Source organism: Brachybacterium saurashtrense (assembly GCF_003355475.1).
In the GTDB taxonomy this organism is placed as follows: domain Bacteria; phylum Actinomycetota; class Actinomycetes; order Actinomycetales; family Dermabacteraceae; genus Brachybacterium; species Brachybacterium saurashtrense.
The window spans coordinates 2038870-2053261 of the sequence record NZ_CP031356.1; the positions used below are offsets into that span (position 1 = coordinate 2038870).

Consider the following 14392-nt stretch of genomic DNA (forward strand, 5'->3'; position numbering starts at 1 on the left):
GCGAGGTTCCGGGACGATGACGCCGCTCACGTCACAGCGCCGGTCCGCGCCGCCTCAGCCCGCGTCGTCGGCGAGCGGGTCCGGGGCGGCCCGCACCCCGCGCCGCGCCAGCTCGTCGGCGCCGCCGTCCCCTGCGGTGAGCACGAGGATCCCCTGCTCGGTGACGGCCACCGAGTGCTCCGCGTGCGCGGCCCGTCCGCCGCAGGTGGCGCGCACGGTCCAGTCGTCGTCCAGCAGCTCCCAGTTGCCCTGGCCCTGGATCAGCATCGGCTCGATCGCCAGGCACAGGCCCGGGCGCACCTTGGGGCCGCGGGCCCGGGTGCGGTAGTTCATGACGTCCGGCGCCTGGTGCATCGCGGAGCCGATGCCGTGGCCGCCGAAGCCCTCGAGGTGGGAGAGGGACTCCCCCGCCTCCGCGGTGACGAAGTCCTCGATCGCCGCGCCCACCGCGCCCACGCGCGTGGCGGTGGCCAGCGCCGTGATGCCCGCCCACAGCGCGCCCTCGGTGACCCGCACGAGGTTCTCGTCCGCCACCGAGCGGGGCTCGCCCACGATGTGGGTGCGGGCGGCGTCCGAGTGCCAGCCGTCGATGATCAGGCCGCCGTCGATCGAGACGATGTCCCCCTCCTCGAGCGGCCGCTGATCGGGGATGCCGTGCACCACCACGTCGTTGACGCTGATGCACAGGGTGGCCGGGTACCCCTGGTAGCCCAGGAAGTTCGGCACCGCGCCCTCGTCGCGGATCATGTCGTGGGCGAGGGTGTCGAGCGCGTCGGTGGTGATGCCGGGGCGGATGGCTCCGGCGAGCATCTCGTGGACCCGGTGGAGCAGCGCGCCGCTGCGCCGCATCACCAGGATCTGCTCCGGGGTCTTGAGCTCCACGCGCTCGGGCAGGATGCTCATCGCCCGGCGAGGGCCTCTCGCAGGGCGACGGTGACCTCGTCGATCGAGGCCATGCCGTCGACGCGGCGCACCAGGCCGCGCTTCTCGTAGACGTCGATCAGCGGGGCGGTCTGCTCCGCGTACACCTCGAGGCGACGGCGGATGGTCTCCTCCGTGTCGTCGCTGCGGCCCTGCTCGACGCCGCGCGCCACGAGGCGGCCGACGACCTCCTCGGTCTCCACCACCAGCAGCAGCACCATGTCCAGGGGCGTGCCCAGCGAGGACAGCATGCCGTCCAGCGCCTCGACCTGGTCGAGGGTGCGGGGGTAGCCGTCCAGCAGGAAGCCGCCCTGGGCGTCGGGCTCGGCCAGACGGGAGGCCACCATGTCGTTGGTGACGGAGTCCGGCACGTACTCGCCCTTGTCCATGTAGGACTTCGCGAGCACGCCGAGCTCGGTCTCGCCCGAGACGTTCGCGCGGAAGATGTCGCCGGTGGAGATCGCCGGGATCCCCAGCTGCTCGGCGATCCGCACGGCCTGGGTGCCCTTGCCGGCGCCGGGCGGGCCCACGATGAGCAGGCGGCGGGCCGTGACGGCGGAGGTGTCGGTGGTGGAGGTGGTCACCGGAGGATCCCTTCGTAGTGGTGCTGCTGGAGCTTCGCATCGATCTGCTTCACCGTGTCGAGGCCGACGCCGATGATGATCAGGAGGGACACGCCGCCGAGCGGGAAGTCCTGCGAGGTTCCGAGGTAGACGAGTGCGACCAGCGGGATCAGGCAGATCACCGCGAGGTACACGGCGCCGGCGGACTGGATCCGGTTGATCACGTAGCGGAGGTAGTGCTCGGTGGGGCGGCCGGCGCGCACGTTCGGGATGAAGCCGCCGTACTTCTTCATGTTGTCCGCGATCTCCTCCGCGTTGAAGGTGATCGAGGTGTAGAAGAAGGCGAAGAAGACGATCAGGCCCACGTAGACCACCGCGTAGATCCAGGAGAACGTGGCACCCATGACCAGGTGGGCGTTGACCCACTGCACCCAGGCCGCGGTGGGGTCCCCGAAGGACGTGGCCATCTGCGGCAGCGCGAGGATCGAGGCCGCGAAGATCACCGGGATCACGCCGGCCTGGTTGACCTTCACCGGGATGTAGGTCGAGGTGCCGCCGTACATGCGCCGGCCCACCATCCGCTTGGCGTACTGGACCGGGATGCGGCGCTGGGCCTGCTCCACGAACACCATGCCCGCCATGATCACGAGCGCGACCACGAGGACCAGGGTGAAGGTGACCCATCCCTGCAGCGAGAGGACCTGCCCGAAGGAGGCCGGGAACGAGGCGGCGATGGAGCTGAAGATCATCAGCGACATGCCGTTGCCGATGCCGCGCTCGGTGATCATCTCGCCCATGAACATGATCAGCACGGTGCCCACGGTCATGGTGAGCACCATCGTGAGCAGGGTGGGGATCGACTGGTCGGGCACGAGCTCCAGGTTGCAGCCCACGAAGAAGTTGCCCGAGCGCACCAGCGTGATGATGGTGGTGGACTGCAGCACGCCCAGCCCGATCGTGAGATAGCGGGTGTACTGGGTGAGCTTGGCGGTGCCGGAGGCGCCCTCCTTGTGGAGCGCCTCGAACCGCGGGATCACCACGCGCAGCAGCTGCACGATGATCGAGGCGGTGATGTACGGCATCACGCCCAGCGCGAAGACGGACATCTGCAGCAGGGCGCCGCCCGAGAACATGTTGACCATGCCCAGGACGTTCGACCCGCCGGCCGAGGCCGCCTGGTCCGCGCACATCATCACGTTGGTGGCGTCGAACCCCGGGGTGGGGACGAAGACGCCGAGTCGATAGACGGCGATCAGACCGAGCGTGAAGAAGATCTTCGCCCTCAGCTCGGGGGTGCGCAGTGCGCGCACGAACGAGTTCACGTGTTTCCCTCCTGGAGGCCCGGGGACGTGGCCGACGGTGTCACGGCCCGTCCCGGTGCTGCGCGCTCGGCAGCCATCGGACCGGCCCCGATACGACGACGGGGCGCCGCAGGGCAGAGTATTCTGCCCCACGGCGCCCCGTCAAAAGAGACTCACGCGGTGGTGACGGACCCGCCGGCCGCCGCGATCTTCTGCTCCGCCGAGGCGGAGAACTTCTGAGCGGTGATGTCGAGCTTGACGCTCACCTCGCCGGAACCGAGCACCTTGACGGGCTGGTTCTTGCGGACCGCGCCCTTGGCGACGAGGTCCTCGACCGTGACGGTGCCGCCCTCGGGGAACAGCTCCTGCAGGGTCGAGAGGTTCACGACCTGGTACTCGACGCGGAACGGGTTGGTGAAGCCGCGAAGCTTCGGCAGCCGCATGTGCAGCGGCATCTGCCCGCCCTCGAAGCCGATCGGCACCTGGTAACGGGCTTTCGTGCCCTTGGTGCCGCGACCGGCGGTCTTGCCCTTGGAGGCCTCACCACGGCCCACGCGGGTGCGCGCGGTCTTGGCACCGGGCGCGGGGCGCAGGTCGTGGAGCTTCAGGGGGTTCTGGTTGTCGGTCATGGATCACTCCACCTCTTCGAACGCCACCAGATGGGTGACGGTGCGGATCATGCCGCGGATCTCGGGGCGGTCTTCCTTCACCACGGTGTCACCGATGCGCTTGAGGCCGAGGCCGCGCAGGGTGGCTCGCTGGCTCTTGGTGCCGCCGATCTCGGAACGGGTCTGGGTCACCTTGATCTGCATCACGCACCCACCTTCTCCGCACGCGCCGCGGCGCGGCCCTCGGCCTGGGCCCGCAGGAGCGCCGCCGGGGCGACGTCCTCGACCGCGAGACCGCGACGTGCGGCCACGGCCTCCGGCTCCTCGAGCTGCTTGAGGGCATCGACGGTGGCCCGCACGATGTTGATCTGGTTGGTCGAGCCGAGCGACTTGGAGAGCACGTCGTGCACTCCGGCGCACTCGAGCACGGCGCGGACCGGACCGCCGGCGATCACGCCGGTGCCGGGAGCGGCGGGGCGCAGCAGGACGACGCCCGCCGCATCCTCACCCTGGACCGGGTGCACGACGGTGCCCTGGACGCGCGGGACGCGGAAGAAGTTCTTCTTCGCCTCCTCGACGCCCTTGGAGATCGCCGCGGGCACCTCCTTGGCCTTGCCGTAGCCGACGCCGACGGTGCCGTCGCCGTCACCCACCACCACGAGGGCGGTGAAGGAGAACCGACGGCCGCCCTTGACGACCTTCGACACGCGGTTGATGCTCACGACGCGCTCGAGGAACGCCGACTTCTCGGCGTCCTGCCCGCGGCCGCGACCGCCCTGGCGACCACCGCGGTCGCCGCCCTGGCGGCCGCGATCGTTGCTGTTGTTGGAGTTGTCGTCCCGCCGGCCGGAGGCCGCGGGACCGTTGTTCCGCTGCTGTGCAGCCATATTCAGATCCTCTTCTCGTCCTGTGTCCGGGCGGCGATCACAGCGCCAGGCCGGCCTCGCGGGCACCGTCCGCGACGGCGGCCACGCGACCGTGGTACTTGTTGCCGCCGCGGTCGAACACGACGGAGTCGATCCCGGCGGCCTTGGCACGCTCGGCGACCAGGGCGCCGACGGTGCGGGCCTTGTCCGACTTGGTGCTCTCGGCGGCTCGCAGGTCGGCCTCCATCGTCGAGGCCGACGCGAGGGTCTTGCCCAGGGCGTCGTCGACGACCTGCACGAAGACGTGACGCGCCGAGCGGGTGACGACCAGGCGGGGGCGCTGGGCGGTGCCGACGACGCGACGACGCACGCGCAGGTGGCGACGGCCGCGCGCACGCAGCTTGCTGCCGCGGTTGCCCTTGGTGTGCTTGAGTGCGTACCCCATGATCACTTACCAGCCTTTCCGGCCTTGCGCACCACGTTCTCGTCCGCGTAGCGCACGCCCTTGCCCTTGTAGGGCTCCGGCGGGCGGATCCCACGGATCTTCGCGGCGACCTGGCCCACCCGCTGCTTGTCGATACCGTTGACCGAGAACTTGCTCGGGCTCTCGACGGCGAAGGTGATGCCCTCGGGCGCCTTCACGGTGACGGGGTGGGAGAAGCCGAGCGCGAACTCGAGGTCGGTGCCCTTCGCGGTCACACGGTAGCCCGTGCCCACGATCTCCAGCTTCTTCTCGTAGCCCTCGGTGACGCCGAGGACGATGTTGTTGACGAGCGTGCGGGTGAGGCCGTGCAGCGCACGGTTCTCCTGCTCGTCGTCCGGGCGGCGGACGACGATGGTGCCGTCGTCCTGGCGCTCGATGGTCAGGGGCGCGGGCACCTCGTGCGAGAGCTGGCCCTTGGGCCCGGTCACCGAGATGGTGCGCCCGGTGATGGTGACGTCAGTGACGGCCGCCGGCACGGGGACCGGTCGGAATCCGATGCGGGACATAAGTGTTCTCCTCTCCCGCTCACCAGATGTAGGCGAGGACTTCCCCACCCACACCCTTCTTGGCAGCCTGCTTGTCGGTCAGGAGGCCGGAGGACGTGGACAGGATCGCCACGCCCAGGCCGCCGAGCACCTTGGGCAGGTTGGTGGACTTCGCGTACACGCGCAGGCCCGGCTTCGAGATGCGACGGATGCCGGAGATGGCGCGCTCGCGGCTGTCGGAGTACTTGAGCTCGAGGACGAGCTTGCTGCCCACCTCGGCCTCCTCCTCGCGCCAGCCGAGGATGTAGCCCTCTGCCTTCAGGATGTCCGCGATGCGGGCCTTCAACTTCGAGTACGGCATGGACGCGGTCTCGTGGTACGCCCCGGAGGCGTTCCGGATCCGCGTGAGCATGTCCGCGATCGGGTCGGTCATGGTCATGTCTGTTGCTTCTTCCTCACCTGGTTTCCCACGGTCGCGATGAGTGCGACCCGGGACCTGTGGCGGTAGTCCTTACCAGCTGCTCTTGGTGACGCCGGGGAGCTCTCCGCGATGAGCCATCTCGCGGAGGCAGACGCGGCAGAGACCGAACTTGCGGTACACCGAATGGGGGCGACCGCAGCGCTGGCACCGGGTGTAGGCGCGCACCGCGAACTTGGGCTTGCGCTCCGACTTCTTGATCAGGGCTGTCTTGGCCATATCAGTTCTCCTTGAAGGGGAAGCCGAGCAGCTTGAGCAGCGCGCGTCCCTCGTCGTCGGTCTTCGCGGTGGTGACGACCGTGATGTCCATACCGCGGACGCGGTCGATCTTGTCCTGGTCGATCTCGTGGAACATGACCTGCTCCGTGAGACCGAAGGTGTAGTTGCCGTTGCCGTCGAAGTGCTTCGGGGACAGGCCCCGGAAGTCACGGATGCGCGGCAGGGCGGTGGACAGCAGACGATCCAGGAACTCCCACATGCGAGCGTTGCGCAGCGTGACGTGCGCGCCGATCGGCATGCCCTCGCGCAGCTTGAACTGCGCGATGGACTTGCGGGCCTTGGTGACCTGCGGCTTCTGACCGGTGATCGCGGTGAGATCCTTGATGGCCCCGTCGATGACCTTGGAGTCGCGCGCGGCGTCGCCGACGCCCATGTTCACGACGATCTTGGTCAGCCCCGGGACCAGCATGACGTTCTCGTAGCCGAACTGCTCGGTCAGCTGCGCCTTGATGGTCTCGTTGTACTTGCTCTTCAGGCGCGGGGTGGGCGCCTGGGTGGCGGTCTCGCTCATCTCAGATGTCCTTCCCGGAGCGCTTCGCGAAGCGGACGCGCACCTGCTTGGTGCGGCCGTTCTCGAGCTCGACGGTCTCGACGCGGTAGCCGACCTTGGTCGGCTTGTTGTCCTCCGGGTCGACCAGGGCCACGTTCGAGACGTGGATCGGGGCCTCGCGCTGCTCGATGCCGCCCGCGCCGCCGGCCTGGTTGGGCCGGAGGTGGTGGGTGCGGCGGTTGATCCCCTCGACCAGCACACGCTGGGTGTCGGGGAACACCTGCAGGACGCGGCCCTGCTTGCCCTTGTCGCCGGCCTCGAGGCCGCGCGCGGCGGCCTTGTCGCTGTCGCTGGTGCGACCGGTGATCACCTGGACGAGGTCGCCCTTCTTGATGTTCATCTTTGCCATGTCACACCACCTCCGGTGCCAGCGAGACGATCTTCATGAAGCGCTTGTCACGCAGCTCGCGGCCCACGGGGCCGAAGATGCGGGTGCCGCGCGGCTCGCCGTCGGTCTTGAGGATGACCGCTGCGTTCTCGTCGAAGCGGATGTAGGAGCCGTCCACGCGACGGACCTCCTTGGACGTGCGGACGACGACCGCCTTGACGACGTCGCCCTTCTTGACGTTGCCACCGGGGATGGCGTCCTTGACGGTCGCCACGATGGTGTCGCCGATGCTGGCGTAACGGCGACCGGAGCCACCGAGAACACGGATGCAGAGAATCTCCTTGGCACCCGTGTTGTCGGCGACCTTGAGTCGCGACTCCTGCTGAATCACTCGTTCTCCTATCGTCTCACCGGTTCTCTTCCCACCCGCGGGAGCGGGCAGGCCGAGCCTGGCGGAACGGAATGTGGACCATGCCCAGCATCGCCCCAGGTCAGAGAGTCGACCTCGGGCGCTGCCGGCGACCGGCGCCGGGCACCAAAAAACCCTCAGCCGGACTCAGGCACTGGCGTGGTGAACGCGGGGCGTTCGCCTCTGGTGCGAGGTCTCCGACGAGGAGGGATCGGGCGGTGCCGGATCCTGCCGCGGACCTCCACGCCCCGCGACCCCGAGGGGCACGACGCACAGCTGTCCGGCAACCGTTCAAGACTACGCTCCCGCTCCCCGCCTGTCACCCCTGCGGGACGAGCCGCGCAGTGTGTGCTTGCTCTCCCGCCCGGGGTGCGGAGTAGGTTCTGCTCATGATCGACATCGATGTGGCACGACGGCTGCGCGACGCGGGGCTCGCGTGGGAGCCGGCCGACGGCGACCGCTTCGCGCTCGAGGTCGAGGCGCTGCGGGAGGAGACCTTCATGCTCGCCTCGATGGTGATCGAGCGCGGCGTGGGGCGCACGGGCGTGGAGCTGTTCCGCTTCAACGGCACCACCGAGTGGGCGCTGGACGCCGTGGAGCGCGAGGAGGCGATCTGGGTCCCGCGGGAGGACCAGCTGCGCGAGGCCCTCGGCGCGGCGTTCCGCGCGCTGCGGCGGGAGGAGGACGGCACCTTCGTGGTCACCGTGCTCCCCGCGGGCGGTGCGGAGCGCGAGGTGCGGGCGCCGCACGCCGAGGACGCCCTGGCCGGGGCACTGCTGCTCCACCTCACCGGGTGACGCGCGCTCGGCTGCGCGACGCGCGACGCACCGTGTGCGGCAGGACGCGCCGCGCGACGCGAGAAGGGCCGGCCCTCCCCTGCGGGAGGACCGGCCCTTCTCAGGCGCCGGGGGCGGTCACGCGGACCGCCCGCGGATCACTTGGCGCGCTCGAGGATCTCCACCAGACGCCACCGCTTGGTCGCGGAGGTCGGGCGGGTCTCCATGACGAGCACACGGTCGCCGATGCCGGCGGTGTTCTCCTCGTCATGCGCCTTGAACTTGCTGGTCTTGGTCGTGACCTTGCCGTACCGCGCGTGCTTCACGCGCTCCTCGACCTCGACGACGATGGTCTTGTCCATCTTGTCGGAGACGACGAAGCCGCGAAGGGTCTTGCGGTAGGGACGCTCGTGGGACGACGCGTGCGCGCCCTCCTTGTCGAGCTCCTCGACGGCCGGGGTCTCGGCCTGGGTGTTATCAGTCATCTCTGTTCCTCGCTCCGTGGTCACTCGGCCGCGCCGGGCGCCTGACGGATGCCCAGCTCGCGCTCGCGCAGGATCGTGTAGATCCGTGCGATGTCCTTCTTGACGGACCGCAGACGGCCGGAGCTCTCGAGCTGACCCGTGGCGGACTGGAAACGGAGCTTGAACAGCTCGTCCTTCGCCTTCGCCAGCTCCTCGGCCAGCTTCACGTCGTCCAGCTTGTCGAGTTCATCGGCGGTGAGCTTGGTCGCTGCCATCAGATGTCACCACTCTCTCGGCTCAGGATGCGGCACTTCATGGGGAGCTTGTGCATCGCCAGGCGCAGCGCCTCGCGAGCCACCTCCTCCTCGACACCGGCGACCTCGAACATGACGCGTCCCGGCTTGATGTTGGCGATCCACCACTCGACCGAACCCTTGCCGGAGCCCATGCGGACCTCGGCAGGCTTCTTGGTGAGCGGACGATCGGGGTAGATGTTGATGAACACCTTGCCGCCACGCTTCATGTAGCGGGTCATGGCGATACGAGCCGCCTCGATCTGACGGTTGGTGACGTACGCCGGCGCGAGCGCCTGGATGCCGTACTCACCGAATGCCAGGTCGGTGCCGCCCTTGGCCATGCCGCTGCGGGTCGGGTGGTGCTGCTTGCGGTGCTTGGTCCTGCGGGGGATCAGCATGTCGCTCAGGCCTCCGTTCCGGACTGCTGTGCGGGAGCGGCGGCCTGCTCGGCGGGAGCCGCGGCCGGAGCAGCGGACTGCTCGGCGTTGTCCCCACGACGCGCGGAGGCGTTGCGCTCGTTACGACGGCCGCGCGGGCGCTCGGCACGCGGGCCGCGTCCGCCGGAGCGGGGACCCTGCGAGGCGGCCTGCTGGGCCGCGAGCTCCTTGGCGGTGACGTCGCCCTTGTAGATCCACACCTTCACGCCGATGCGGCCGAAGGCGGTGCGGGCCTCGTAGAAGCCGTAGTCGATGTTCGCGCGGAGGGTGTGCAGCGGCACGCGCCCCTCGCGGTAGAACTCGTTGCGGCTCATCTCGGCGCCGCCGAGACGGCCGGAGACGGCCACTCGGATGCCCTTCGCGCCGGCGCGCTGCGCGGACTGCATGCCCTTGCGCATCGCACGACGGAAGGAGACACGGGCGGCGAGCTGCTCGGCGATGCCCTGCGCGACCAGCTGCGCATCGGCCTCGGGGTTCTTCACCTCGAGGATGTTCAGCTGGATCTGCTTGCCGGTGAGCTTCTCCAGCTCACCGCGCAGACGCTCGGCCTCCGCGCCGCGACGCCCGATGACGATGCCCGGGCGGGCGGTGTGGAGATCGACGCGGACTCGATCACGGGTGCGCTCGATCTCGACCTTGGAGATGCCGGCCCGCTCCATGCCCTTGGACATGAGGTTGCGGATCGCGACGTCTTCCTTCACGTAGTCGCGATACCGCTGACCCTCCTTGGAGGAGTCGGCGAACCACCGGCTGCTGTGCTCCGTGGTGATCCCGAGGCGGAACCCGTTGGGATTGATCTTCTGACCCATACGTTCGGCTCCTTACTTGTTCACGGGAGCGACCACCACGGTGACGTGGCTGGTGCGCTTCTTGATCTGGAAGGCTCGACCCTGTGCACGCGGCTGGAACCGCTTCATGGTCGGGCCCTCGTCGACGAATGCGGCGGAGACGACGAGCTCGCGCTCATCGAAGCGCTCCCCCGCCTGGTCTGCCTTGACCCGCGCGTTGGCGATCGCGGACTCGACGAGCTTGAGGACGGGCTCGCTGGCGGCCTGCGGGGCGAACCGCAGGGTGTCCAGGGCCTCGGCCGTGCTCTTGCCACGAATCAGGTCCACAACGCGGCGAGCCTTCATGGGCGACATGCGGAGGTACCGCACCTGCGCCTTGGCTTCCATTGCTTCCTGCTTTCTCTCGAGTTCGAGAAGTGCAGTCGCTGCTGACGTCATGTCAGCGACGACGGCCCTTCTTGTCGTCCTTCTCGTGGCCCTTGAAAGTCCGCGTGGGAGCGAACTCGCCGAGCTTGTGGCCGACCATCGACTCGGTGACGAACACCGAGACGTGCTTGCGACCGTCGTGCACTGCGAAGGTGTGGCCGAGGAAGTCCGGGGTGATGACCGAACGACGCGACCAGGTCTTGATGAGGTTCTTGGTGCCCTTCTCGTTCTGGGCGTCCACCTTCTTCTGAAGGTGGTCGTCCACGAAGGGGCCCTTGGCGATACTGCGAGGCATGGTCTGTGCTTCTCCCTATCAGCGCTTCTTGCCGGTCCGACGGCGGCGCACGATGAGCTTGTCGCTCTCCTTGCCCGGCCGGCGGGTACGGCCCTCGGGCTGACCCCAGGGCGACACCGGATGACGACCACCGGAGGTGCGGCCCTCGCCGCCGCCGTGCGGGTGATCGATGGGGTTCATGACCACGCCGCGCACGTGGGGGCGCTTGCCCTTCCAGCGCATGCGACCGGCCTTGCCCCAGTTGATGTTGGACTGCTCGGCGTTGCCGACCTCGCCGATGGTGGCGCGGCAGCGGGCGTCGACGTTCCGGATCTCGCCGGAGGGCATGCGCAGCTGCGCGTACGGGCCCTCCTTCGCGACCAGCTGCACGGAGGCGCCGGCCGAGCGGGCGATCTTGGCACCGCCGCCGGGGCGCAGCTCGATCGCGTGGATCACGGTGCCCAGCGGGATGTTCTTCAGCGGCATGTTGTTGCCGGGCTTGATGTCGGAGCCGGGACCGTTCTCGATCCAGTCGCCCTGACGCAGCTTGGCCGGCGCGAGGATGTAGCGCTTCTCGCCGTCCAGGTAGTGCAGCAGCGCGATGCGCGCCGTGCGGTTGGGGTCGTACTCGATGTGCGCGACCTTGGCCTTGACGCCGTCCTTGTCGTGACGACGGAAGTCGATCACGCGGTAGGCCCGCTTGTGGCCGCCGCCCCGGTGACGGGAGGTGATGCGACCGTTGCTGTTGCGGCCGCCGGTCTTGGACAGCGGGCGCACCAGGGACTTCTCCGGCGTGGACCGGGTGACCTCGACGAAGTCGGCGCCACTCGAGCCGCGACGACCGGGGGTGGTCGGCTTGCTCTTACGAATTGCCATGTGGGTTTCCCTCAGACTCTCTGCTCCTCGGAGATCGGACGCCTCAGGCGACCGACCCTCCGAAGATGTCGATGGCTCCGTCGGTCAGGGTCACGATGGCGCGCTTGGTGTCCTTGCGCTTGCCCATCCCGAAGCGCGTGCGACGCGACTTGCCCTGACGGTTGATCGTGTTGACCGAGGAGACCGTGACGTCGAAGATCTTCTCGACGGCGATCTTGATCTCGGTCTTGTTGGCGTCGGCAGCCACCAGGAAGGTGTACTTGCCCTCGTCCATCAGCCCGTAGCTCTTCTCGGAGACGACCGGGGCCAGCAGGACGTCGCGGGGATCCTTGTTCAGCGCGCTCACTTGGCGGCCTCCTCATCCGACGAGGCGGACTCCTTGACCGCGTTCACGAAGCCGGCGGCCTTGGCGGCCTCCTCGCTCGCGAACCAGACCTCGGCCTTGGTGCGGCCGTACCACGGGGAGTCCGGGGTGTGGAACTTCATCGAGTCCTGGTTGCCCTTGATGGTGAAGCCCGCCGGCGCGGAGCCGTCGGCCGCGGGGGTCGCGGAACCCTCACCGAAGGGACCCTCGGCGGCGGCCGGGGCGGCCGCGGCGGCCGGGGCCGTAGCAGCAGCCTTCGCCGCGGCGAAGGTCGAGGTGGGCAGGGCCAGGGTCGCCTGGGCCACGAAGTCCTCGAGCGCACCGGCGGTGAAGACCACGTCGTCGGAGAGCATGACGTCGTAGGTGTTCACCTGGTCCGCGTACAGGACGTGGGTGGTCGGCAGGTTGCGCGTGCTCAGCGCGCCCAGGTCGTCGTCGCGGCGCACGATCACCAGGAGGTGACGACGGTCCGAGATGTTCGACAGGGTCTGGCGCGCGGCCTTCGTCGAGACGGCCTCGCCCGCAAGGAGCGAGGAGACGACGTGGACGCGGCCGTTGCGGGCCCGATCCGAGAGGGCACCGCGCAGGGCGGCGGCCTTCATCTTCTTCGGGGTGCGCTGGCTGTACTCGCGCGGGACGGGGCCGTGGACGGTGCCGCCGCCGGTGAACTGCGGGGCGCGCAGCGAGCCCTGACGGGCACGGCCGGTGCCCTTCTGCTTCCAGGGCTTCTTGCCGCCGCCGCGCACCTCGGCGCGGGTCTTGGCCTTGTGGGTGCCCTGACGGGACGCCGCCTGCTGGGCGACGACCACCTGGTGGATCAGGGCCACGTTGGTCTGCACGTCGAAGATCGACGCGGGCAGCTCGACGGAGCCGGACTTCTTGCCGGCCGGGTCGAGCACGTCGACGGTCAGATTCGCTGCCATCGGGCTCAGGCCTCCTTCGCGGGGCTCTTGACAGCCGAGCGGACGAGCACGAGACCGCCCTTGGCGCCGGGGACGGCACCCTTGACGAGCACGAGGCCCTTCTCGACGTCGACCGCGTGAACGGTCAGGTTCTGGACACTGGTGCGGTCGCCGCCCATGCGGCCAGCCATGCGCTGACCCTTGAACACGCGACCGGGGGTGGAGGCGCCGCCGATGGAGCCGGGCTTGCGGTGGTTGCGGTGCTGGCCGTGAGTGGCGCTGACACCGGCGAACCCGTGGCGCTTCATGACGCCCGCGGTGCCCTTGCCCTTGGAGGTGCCGACGACGTCGACCTTCTGGCCGGCGGTGAAGATCGAGGCGTCGATCTCCTGGCCGAGGGTGTAGTCGGCGGCGTCGACGGTGCGCAGCTCGACGAGGTGGCGACGCGGGGTCACGCCGGCCTTCTCGAAGTGGCCGCGCAGCGGCTGGGACACCTTGCGCGGATCGATCTGCCCGAAGGCGATCTGCACGGCGTCGTAGCCGTCGGTCTCGACGGAGCGGATCTGGGTGACGACGTTCGCACCGGTCTGCACGACGGTCACGGGGACGAGCTTGCCGTTCTCGTCCCAGACCTGGGTCATGCCGAGCTTGGTGCCGAGCACGCCGGACACGGGAGCGGCCTTCTGGCCGGTCAGTTCGTTGCTCATCTCCACCACCCTCAGAGCTTGATCTCGATGTTGACGTCCGCGGGCAGGTCGAGACGCATGAGCGAGTCCACGGCCTTGGGCGTGGGATCGACGATGTCGATCAGTCGCTTGTGCGTGCGCATCTCGAAGTGCTCACGGGAGTCCTTGTACTTGTGGGGAGAACGGATCACGCAGAACACGTTCTTCTCGGTCGGCAGCGGCACCGGGCCCACCACGGTCGCGCCCGCGCTGGTGACCGTCTCGACGATCTTGCGCGCCGAGCTGTCGATCACCTCGTGGTCGTACGACTTGAGCCGGATGCGGATCTTCTGTCCCGCCATGGCGTCCTGTCTCTCTTCTCGTCTGGCATGGAGGCAGCCGCCTCCCGGTACCCGAGGACGGGCGTGTCGGCCTCCGCGGGGCGCATGAGCCCAGCAGGGAGCCGCCGTGAGTCGGCTGCATCTGCGACTGATCCCTGTGACGATGCGCGCTCCGCGCCATGGGGCGCGGTTCGCATCCTCGGGACGGGCCTCATCCGGTGATCATTCGCCGAGGAGATCCTCGGAGAACGGAACCGGGCATGTCGGCCCGCGCAGACAACTCGAACAGTCTGCCAGAGGGCCGAGCGCTCCCACAAGGTGCACCCAGGTGCACCCGGTCACAGATCACGCCCCCGCCCGTCGGGCGGGCCGGCGGGCGGGGGCGTGAGCGAAGGAGCACGAGGCCGACGACGCGCGCCGCCGGGACGGAAGTGCGGGAGCGCGAGCACCGGCGCCGGATCGCGGGGACGGCACCGTCGGTGCGGGACCGTGGGCGCAGAGGCCCCGGCCG

Annotated in this window: 25 protein-coding genes; 1 reads left to right on the forward strand and 24 read right to left on the reverse strand. The window is 69.1% G+C overall.

The window, feature by feature from the left end; genetic code table 11:
- Positions 1 to 54 precede the first annotated feature (54 nt).
- The 13 genes from map to rplN form a co-directional block, all read right to left on the reverse strand.
- Positions 55 to 903, reverse strand: a complete 849-nt coding sequence (map, locus tag DWV08_RS09280; protein WP_115413526.1) for a type I methionyl aminopeptidase — start codon at positions 901 to 903, stop codon at positions 55 to 57.
- Positions 900 to 1505, reverse strand: coding sequence for an adenylate kinase (locus DWV08_RS09285; RefSeq protein WP_115413527.1), 606 nt, complete (start codon positions 1503 to 1505; stop codon positions 900 to 902). The genes map and DWV08_RS09285 overlap by 4 nt, the downstream gene beginning before the upstream one ends.
- Positions 1502 to 2806 (reverse strand): preprotein translocase subunit SecY, encoded by a 1305-nt coding sequence (gene secY / locus DWV08_RS09290; protein ID WP_115413528.1) that lies wholly within the window; start codon positions 2804 to 2806, stop codon positions 1502 to 1504. The genes DWV08_RS09285 and secY overlap by 4 nt, the downstream gene beginning before the upstream one ends.
- A 152-nt stretch (positions 2807 to 2958) precedes the next feature.
- A complete protein-coding gene (gene rplO, locus DWV08_RS09295; RefSeq protein WP_115413529.1) occupies positions 2959 to 3414 on the reverse strand; it encodes a 50S ribosomal protein L15 in 456 nt (151 codons plus the stop codon).
- A gap of 3 nt (positions 3415 to 3417) precedes the next feature.
- Positions 3418 to 3597, reverse strand: coding sequence for a 50S ribosomal protein L30 (rpmD, locus tag DWV08_RS09300; protein ID WP_115413530.1), 180 nt, complete (start codon positions 3595 to 3597; stop codon positions 3418 to 3420).
- Positions 3597 to 4280, reverse strand: a complete 684-nt coding sequence (gene rpsE, locus DWV08_RS09305) for a 30S ribosomal protein S5 (protein WP_115413531.1) — start codon at positions 4278 to 4280, stop codon at positions 3597 to 3599. Before rpsE ends, rpmD begins: the two co-directional genes overlap by 1 nt.
- 37 nt (positions 4281 to 4317) lie before the next feature.
- Positions 4318 to 4704 carry a 50S ribosomal protein L18 gene (gene rplR / locus DWV08_RS09310; RefSeq protein WP_115414975.1) on the reverse strand — a complete coding sequence of 129 codons (387 nt, stop codon included), beginning with the start codon at positions 4702 to 4704 and terminating at the stop codon, positions 4318 to 4320.
- A 2-nt stretch (positions 4705 to 4706) separates the two neighbouring features.
- Complete coding sequence (gene rplF, locus DWV08_RS09315; protein WP_115413532.1) at positions 4707 to 5249, reverse strand: 50S ribosomal protein L6; 543 nt, start codon at positions 5247 to 5249, stop codon at positions 4707 to 4709.
- A 19-nt stretch (positions 5250 to 5268) separates the two neighbouring features.
- The gene (rpsH, locus tag DWV08_RS09320) at positions 5269 to 5667 is read right to left on the reverse strand and encodes a 30S ribosomal protein S8 (RefSeq protein ID WP_115413533.1); all 399 of its coding nucleotides are present in this window, start codon (positions 5665 to 5667) and stop codon (positions 5269 to 5271) included.
- Positions 5668 to 5739: 72 nt separating this feature from the next.
- Positions 5740 to 5925, reverse strand: coding sequence for a type Z 30S ribosomal protein S14 (locus DWV08_RS09325; protein WP_010550318.1), 186 nt, complete (start codon positions 5923 to 5925; stop codon positions 5740 to 5742).
- Position 5926: 1 nt separating this feature from the next.
- Positions 5927 to 6496, reverse strand: coding sequence for a 50S ribosomal protein L5 (gene rplE / locus DWV08_RS09330; RefSeq protein WP_115413534.1), 570 nt, complete (start codon positions 6494 to 6496; stop codon positions 5927 to 5929).
- A gap of 1 nt (position 6497) precedes the next feature.
- Positions 6498 to 6884 (reverse strand): 50S ribosomal protein L24, encoded by a 387-nt coding sequence (rplX, locus tag DWV08_RS09335; RefSeq protein WP_115413535.1) that lies wholly within the window; start codon positions 6882 to 6884, stop codon positions 6498 to 6500.
- Position 6885: 1 nt separating this feature from the next.
- The gene (rplN, locus tag DWV08_RS09340; protein WP_096802419.1) at positions 6886 to 7254 is read right to left on the reverse strand and encodes a 50S ribosomal protein L14; all 369 of its coding nucleotides are present in this window, start codon (positions 7252 to 7254) and stop codon (positions 6886 to 6888) included.
- Between the two features lie 407 nt (positions 7255 to 7661).
- On the opposite strand from rplN, the gene DWV08_RS09345 reads away from it, so the two are divergent.
- Positions 7662 to 8069, forward strand: a complete 408-nt coding sequence (locus DWV08_RS09345) for a hypothetical protein (protein WP_115413536.1) — start codon at positions 7662 to 7664, stop codon at positions 8067 to 8069.
- Positions 8070 to 8206: 137 nt separating this feature from the next.
- On the opposite strand, the gene rpsQ is transcribed toward DWV08_RS09345, so the two are convergent.
- The 11 genes from rpsQ to rpsJ are packed head-to-tail and all read right to left on the reverse strand — an operon-like array spanning position 8207 to position 13902.
- Entirely contained in the window at positions 8207 to 8533 is a 327-nt protein-coding gene (gene rpsQ, locus DWV08_RS09350; RefSeq protein ID WP_115413537.1) for a 30S ribosomal protein S17, read from the reverse strand.
- Between the two features lie 20 nt (positions 8534 to 8553).
- A complete protein-coding gene (rpmC, locus tag DWV08_RS09355; protein WP_115413538.1) occupies positions 8554 to 8787 on the reverse strand; it encodes a 50S ribosomal protein L29 in 234 nt (77 codons plus the stop codon).
- Complete coding sequence (gene rplP, locus DWV08_RS09360) at positions 8787 to 9206, reverse strand: 50S ribosomal protein L16 (RefSeq protein ID WP_115413539.1); 420 nt, start codon at positions 9204 to 9206, stop codon at positions 8787 to 8789. Before rplP ends, rpmC begins: the two co-directional genes overlap by 1 nt.
- 5 nt (positions 9207 to 9211) lie before the next feature.
- Entirely contained in the window at positions 9212 to 10054 is an 843-nt protein-coding gene (gene rpsC / locus DWV08_RS09365) for a 30S ribosomal protein S3 (protein ID WP_115413540.1), read from the reverse strand.
- A 12-nt stretch (positions 10055 to 10066) separates the two neighbouring features.
- The gene (gene rplV / locus DWV08_RS09370; RefSeq protein WP_010550328.1) at positions 10067 to 10420 is read right to left on the reverse strand and encodes a 50S ribosomal protein L22; all 354 of its coding nucleotides are present in this window, start codon (positions 10418 to 10420) and stop codon (positions 10067 to 10069) included.
- Positions 10421 to 10472: 52 nt separating this feature from the next.
- On the reverse strand, positions 10473 to 10754 hold the full coding sequence (rpsS, locus tag DWV08_RS09375; RefSeq protein ID WP_115413541.1) for a 30S ribosomal protein S19: 282 nt from the start codon (positions 10752 to 10754) through the stop codon (positions 10473 to 10475).
- An 18-nt stretch (positions 10755 to 10772) separates the two neighbouring features.
- Positions 10773 to 11609, reverse strand: coding sequence for a 50S ribosomal protein L2 (rplB, locus tag DWV08_RS09380; protein WP_115413542.1), 837 nt, complete (start codon positions 11607 to 11609; stop codon positions 10773 to 10775).
- A 43-nt stretch (positions 11610 to 11652) separates the two neighbouring features.
- The gene (gene rplW / locus DWV08_RS09385) at positions 11653 to 11955 is read right to left on the reverse strand and encodes a 50S ribosomal protein L23 (RefSeq protein WP_115413543.1); all 303 of its coding nucleotides are present in this window, start codon (positions 11953 to 11955) and stop codon (positions 11653 to 11655) included.
- Positions 11952 to 12896 (reverse strand): 50S ribosomal protein L4, sunset domain variant, encoded by a 945-nt coding sequence (gene rplD, locus DWV08_RS09390; protein ID WP_115413544.1) that lies wholly within the window; start codon positions 12894 to 12896, stop codon positions 11952 to 11954. The genes rplW and rplD overlap by 4 nt, the downstream gene beginning before the upstream one ends.
- Before the next feature lie 5 nt (positions 12897 to 12901).
- On the reverse strand, positions 12902 to 13582 hold the full coding sequence (gene rplC, locus DWV08_RS09395) for a 50S ribosomal protein L3 (protein ID WP_115414976.1): 681 nt from the start codon (positions 13580 to 13582) through the stop codon (positions 12902 to 12904).
- Positions 13583 to 13593: 11 nt separating this feature from the next.
- Positions 13594 to 13902: a 30S ribosomal protein S10 gene (gene rpsJ / locus DWV08_RS09400; protein WP_089064423.1), complete on the reverse strand. Its 309-nt coding sequence runs from the start codon at positions 13900 to 13902 to the stop codon at positions 13594 to 13596.
- Positions 13903 to 14392: the final 490 nt, after the last annotated feature.